Below are 5,001 nucleotides of genomic sequence, written 5' to 3' on the forward strand. Positions count from 1 at the left end.
TATCACCCATTAAAGGATTATTTTTAAGGCAAATAAGTGAAATATTAAATTTAGTTTGTGGCCCAACGACCTTGCGTATACGCAATGAAGACTCATAACGACTGTTTTTTATCATTCCCTTGCCAATGACAGTGTAACCAAGATTGGCTGCGAAACATTCAAGTAAGCCTCCGACACTGCCCATTGTCATTACCGCTTCGTCACTGCGTTTTGCACTGTTTTGCCATTCAAGAGCAGATTAGCAGTAACCACAACCAAGCTCACGAACGATAAATATCTTTTTGTATTGCTGCTCACTAGGCTCAACGATGACAAGATCTTCTTCTACAATCGGTAATGACACTCATTGCTCATGGCGCACCTTGTTTCCGACAAAACACTATCAATCTTGTTATTCAGAACACCTGTTATTAATTCAGCGCTGGTTGCCGTCTGAATTTTCGATTTAATTTGCGACTTCATTCGTTTTAAGTTTTTGAGGGCATCTAGCAAGTACACGCCAGCGAATGTTCCCGCTTTACCAATGATAAGCTCTCGCAGTCCTTTGTGTATTTGCTCGGCAGAACAGGCTTGGTGAGTTAAGTCGAGGGTGTGTTTAGCGTAAAATAGCTCCCCGTTGGGGTACGCTCTCGCTTTCAACCATTCATTTAAATAGCTTCACCGCCAGCTCGTTTTCAAGTTTCTGTATGCGCGTAGTTATATTCGATGGCAGGGTATGCAAAAGTACAGACACCCCCGTTGATCCCACCTTCATCTACGATCGCTTTGAAAGTACGAAGACCGAGCATTTCTATAATAATTCTTAAAGATTGAAATATAAATTCAACACTATTCAATTTTTACCAAATAAAAAAGTCCGTACACTACTCGATATTAAGAATATGTAAGAGAAAATATGAGAGATCAGCTATCAAAAGTTAACGTATATATAGCGGGAATTTGCAGTTTGATTGTCACTGCTGGCGTCGCTCGTTTTTCTTATACATCGTTACTACCATTAATGCAGTCAACTGCTGGCTTAACCGAGGTTGGTGGCGGCTGGTTGGCGACCATTAATTATTTGGGATATTTAGTCGGTGTACTAATTGTTTCAAAGCTAAATAATATCAAGCATAAATATGTTCTTTATCGGCTCTACCTAGTGCTAGCGGTGTTAACAACGGCAGCAATGGCGTTGACCACGGATATTTACCTGTGGGCAATACTGAGGTTTGTTTCTGGAATATGCACTTCTGCTGGCTTTATTATTGCGTCAGGGCTAATTCTTAAGTGGCTTGTTCATCAAGGGGAAAGAGGTGAGCTGGGCATACATTTTTCAGGAATAGGCCTGAGTATTTTTATCGCTGCAGCTCTGGTAGAAGTGCTGCTTAAACTATCCGTAAGCTGGCAATATCAATGGATTTACCTTTCGTTGATGGCGGTTGTGTTTGCTATACCTGCCTGGATTTGGATGCCTGATCCCGCCCGTAATATGCAAAATTTATTAGTTACGAAAGTAGTGGACCATCCACCGAGTAAAACCTTTACATGGCTCATAATGGCCGCTTATTTTTGTGCCGGTTACGGTTATGTCGTCAGTGCCACTTTTATCGTTGATATTGTCGAAGGCCTCCCTGCATTAAAAGGGCACGGACAGCAGGTATTTATTATACTGGGCTTAGCTGCAACACCGGCTGTTTTGCTAGCGGATAGGGTTGCAAGAAAATGGGGATACCTAAGGACGCTGTTTTTAGCTTACACCCTACAAATTGTTGGCATAATATTGCCGACACTCAGTGATAACTTACTTGTCATTGCTATCAGCGCTATTCTTTTTGGTGCCACTTTTGTTGCCATTGTCAGTCTTGTACTGACTATGGCCGGACACTTTTATCCGTCTAATCCCGCTAAGTTTATGGGGAAGATGACCTTAACATATGGTGTTGCTCAAATTATTGCCCCTGCCAGTACCGGCTTACTCGCTGCTTGGTTAGGTAATTACAATTTTGGGCTATATCTGTCGGCAGGGACTATGTTGATTGGCTCGTTACTGGTCACTTACTTAATAAAACGAGATGAGAACCCGTAATTTTAGTTAGCAGGAAGGAACAAAAAATAAGATCCTTACTCATGCACATCCCTGTGCCTGACGCTTCGCGCGCCGTTGGCGGTAGTGAATGTTCCTGACATTCCCTCTAACCTCGGGGCTTCTCACCCTCGCCTACTTACTGTCGTTTTAATTTTTCCATAAAAAAACCCGCAACATGTGCGGGTTTATTTAATATGGCGGATAGCGAGGGATTCGAACCCCCGGTAGGTTTGACCCTACGTCTGATTTCAAGTCAGGTGCATTAAACCGAGCTCTGCCAGCTATCCAATTCTTTTCTGCAAATAGACCTGATTCATCTGAAATAAATCTATTCACTAACACAACATGGCGGAGAGGGAGGGATTCGAACCCACGGTAGGTTTGACCCTACGTCTGATTTCAAGTCAGGTGCATTAAACCAAGCTCTGCCACCTCTCCGAATTGAGGAGCCGAATATTAATGACGTTTTAAGTGCTTGTAAAGCCTTTATTAGTCAAAACTTGCTGAGTGCACACAAATTAGTCACACTGACCAATTTTACATCAAGTTACTAATTTTTTGTCTAATAGTTGACGCTAGCACTTGAATAATTGAACAAAACCCCATACAAAGGCATCATAGATATATTATCTGTTTAACAATATCACTTTACCTATTGGAGGTAACAAATGGAACATCGCTCTACGTATAGCAATTCTGCTCAGGCTTCGGCTCTGCAAACAAATAAGGTTTTGCGTAATACGTACTTACTATTAGCAATGACACTCACCTTTAGTGCAGCTTGCGCAGGCATCGCTGCTGCTATGAACATCGGACCAGGGGCGGCGTTAGGCATGAACCTAGCTGCATTGGTCATGATATTCTTCCTAAACAAAGCGTCTCAAAGCTCAATGGGTATTTTGTTCGTATTTGCTTTTACGGGTTTGCTTGGGGGTTCATTAGGTTACACCTTAAACTACTATGCTGGCTTCCAAAACGGACCTGAAATGATCATGCAAGCCTTCGGTGCAACCGCTTTGGTATTCTTTGGCTTATCGGGTTACGTACTGACTACTAAGAAAGACTTCTCCTTTATGGGCGGCTTCTTGATTGTTGGTTTGATTGTTGCGGTTGTCGCATCACTTGCTAACTTGTTTTTCCAAATACCTGCGCTTAGCTTAGCCGTAAGTGCTGCTATTGTATTTATTATGTCGGGCTTCATCTTGTTTGATACTAGCCGTATAATTAATGGTGGTGAAACCAACTACATTCGCGCGACAGTGTCTATGTACCTAAATATATATAACCTGTTCACTTCTATTTTGCACCTTTTAGGCGCATTCGGTGGCGATGACTAATCGTTAACATGTTGCAAAAACACCCCGCTTAGTCGGGGTGTTTTTATTTGTATTAACCAATAGGTATTTCTCACTATGGCAGCCTTTAGTTTACTCGTGACACACGCTCCTTTTGAACAGCAATATGCATTCAGTGCCTATCGCTTTGTGCGCAGTGCACTGAATTTAGGTCACGAAATTAAGGGCGTATTTTTTTATCAAGCAGGCGTGCAAAATGCAAATCGTTTTCAAGCAGGTCACAGTGATGAATTTGATCTTTACGCCGCTTGGGTCGAATTAGGTACCCAATTCGCTATCCCATTAAACGTCTGCGTCACCGCAGCCAATCGACGTGGCGTCATAAACAAACAAGATGCCATTGAAAATAGCCAACAAGGTTTTAATCTCGCCGAACCATTCGCAGAGGTCGGCCTTGGCAGCCTAGTTGAGCTAATGCAAGTGAGTGACAGGGTGATACAGTTTTGAGCGCAAAAAGTGTTGGCATCATTAATACTACTGCCCCCTACGGCCTATCTAATGGTCAAGAAAGCCTAGATTTAGCGCTGGCGACAGCCAATTTTGGTCAAGAGGTCTCTTTATTTTTTATCGACGACGGGGTTTTTCAGTTGGTTAAGTATCAGCAACCCATTCCAGAACAGGGCAAAAATTACAGTAAAACGTTCCCAGCCCTCACATTTTACGATATCGATAATATTTACGTATGTGAGCAAAGTCTCAACGCTCGTCGGTTAGTACTGACAGACTTATGTATTGAGGTAATAGCACTGCCCTATGAAGAGCTGAGCGCCCATATGATGCAACTTGATCACCTGATGAGGTTCTAATGACACTGCATATTATGAGTACCAGTCCCTTTGTCTCAAACGTGGTTGAAAATGTACTTAGCCGCTGCGTGAAAGATGATGGCATCATATTAATTCAAGATGCTGTGTATTGTTTAGCGCACCTTCCTACCTTGAATGCGCTCTTCGACTTGCATAAAAACAAAGACATCGCCTGTTATACATTAGAAGATGATATGACAGCCAGAGGCAGCTTCTTCGCTCACCGCAAAATAGACATCGCCCCTACAGACTTTATTAAGCGCGTTAGCGTCGAAAAATTTGTAACCTTAACCCTAGAGCACCATCAAGTAATCAGTTGGTAACCGGGCCGCTTTACAATACGTTAGGAGTTAGCAAAACACGTGACTGGTTTTATAGAATTTAATGGGCAACAAATATCAGTGGATAAAGCAGGTTATTTACTGAGCATCGAAGATTGGTCCCCTGATTTAGCGCCAATATTGGCCTCAAGTGAAGGAATTGAGCTTACGGAGAGTCATTGGGAAGTGGTTAACTTCGTGCGTGAATTTTATTTAGAATACAATACTAGTCCCGCCATGCGGGCATTGGTTAAAGCAATGCAAATTAAGTTTGGTCCTGAAAAAGCGAATAGCCGATATTTGTTTCGTCTGTTTAAAAAAGGGCCTGCTAAGCAAGCGACCAAAATAGCCGGTTTACCCAAGCCAGCAAAATGCCTGTGAATCACTAGCAGCCGAGGCTACTTTCAATACGTTACAGTACCCATAAAAAAGCGCGGGCTTTGCTTAGTTTA

The 5,001-nt window shown here is 42.5% G+C and carries 6 protein-coding genes, 2 tRNA genes and 1 pseudogene; 6 read left to right on the forward strand and 3 right to left on the reverse strand.

Going from position 1 to position 5,001, the window contains the following annotated elements:
• A pseudogene (locus GPLA_RS23795) lies at window positions 1–190 on the reverse strand (LysR family transcriptional regulator); the annotation flags it as partial.
• 705 nt (window positions 191–895) lie between these two features.
• Between GPLA_RS23795 and GPLA_RS00875 the strand changes: the two are divergent.
• Entirely contained in the window at window positions 896–2,068 is a 1,173-nt protein-coding gene (locus GPLA_RS00875) for a YbfB/YjiJ family MFS transporter (RefSeq protein ID WP_007102903.1), read from the forward strand.
• 195 nt (window positions 2,069–2,263) lie between these two features.
• Here GPLA_RS00875 and GPLA_RS00880 read toward each other — a convergent pair.
• Window positions 2,264–2,355, reverse strand: a tRNA-Ser gene (locus tag GPLA_RS00880).
• A 59-nt stretch (window positions 2,356–2,414) separates the two neighbouring features.
• Window positions 2,415–2,506 (reverse strand) — tRNA-Ser (locus GPLA_RS00885).
• A 230-nt stretch (window positions 2,507–2,736) separates the two neighbouring features.
• Here GPLA_RS00885 and GPLA_RS00890 point away from each other — a divergent pair.
• The 5 genes from GPLA_RS00890 (at window position 2,737) to GPLA_RS00910 (ending at window position 4,930) form a co-directional block, all read left to right on the forward strand.
• A complete protein-coding gene (locus GPLA_RS00890) occupies window positions 2,737–3,405 on the forward strand; it encodes a Bax inhibitor-1/YccA family protein (RefSeq protein WP_007102904.1) in 669 nt (222 codons plus the stop codon).
• Window positions 3,406–3,480: 75 nt separating this feature from the next.
• Window positions 3,481–3,870, forward strand: a complete 390-nt coding sequence (gene tusD, locus GPLA_RS00895; protein ID WP_007102905.1) for a sulfurtransferase complex subunit TusD — start codon at window positions 3,481–3,483, stop codon at window positions 3,868–3,870.
• On the forward strand, window positions 3,867–4,229 hold the full coding sequence (tusC, locus tag GPLA_RS00900) for a sulfurtransferase complex subunit TusC (RefSeq protein ID WP_007102906.1): 363 nt from the start codon (window positions 3,867–3,869) through the stop codon (window positions 4,227–4,229). Before tusD ends, tusC begins: the two co-directional genes overlap by 4 nt.
• Window positions 4,229–4,552: a sulfurtransferase complex subunit TusB gene (gene tusB, locus GPLA_RS00905; RefSeq protein WP_007102907.1), complete on the forward strand. Its 324-nt coding sequence runs from the start codon at window positions 4,229–4,231 to the stop codon at window positions 4,550–4,552. Before tusC ends, tusB begins: the two co-directional genes overlap by 1 nt.
• 39 nt (window positions 4,553–4,591) lie before the next feature.
• Entirely contained in the window at window positions 4,592–4,930 is a 339-nt protein-coding gene (locus tag GPLA_RS00910) for a TusE/DsrC/DsvC family sulfur relay protein (RefSeq protein ID WP_007102908.1), read from the forward strand.
• Window positions 4,931–5,001 lie beyond the last annotated feature (71 nt).

This window comes from Paraglaciecola polaris LMG 21857, from assembly GCF_000315055.1.
GTDB classification, from domain to species: Bacteria; Pseudomonadota; Gammaproteobacteria; order Enterobacterales; family Alteromonadaceae; genus Paraglaciecola; species Paraglaciecola polaris.

What these genes read in the sequence shown, in the direction of transcription:
- GPLA_RS00890 (WP_007102904.1), top strand. Translation starts at nt 2,737, where the DNA reads ATGGAACATCGCTCTACGTATAGCAATTCTGCTCAGGCTTCGGCTCTG.
- tusD (WP_007102905.1), top strand. Translation starts at nt 3,481, where the DNA reads ATGGCAGCCTTTAGTTTACTCGTGACACACGCTCCTTTTGAACAGCAA.
- tusB (WP_007102907.1), top strand. Translation starts at nt 4,229, where the DNA reads ATGACACTGCATATTATGAGTACCAGTCCCTTTGTCTCAAACGTGGTT.
- GPLA_RS00875 (WP_007102903.1), top strand. Translation starts at nt 896, where the DNA reads ATGAGAGATCAGCTATCAAAAGTTAACGTATATATAGCGGGAATTTGC.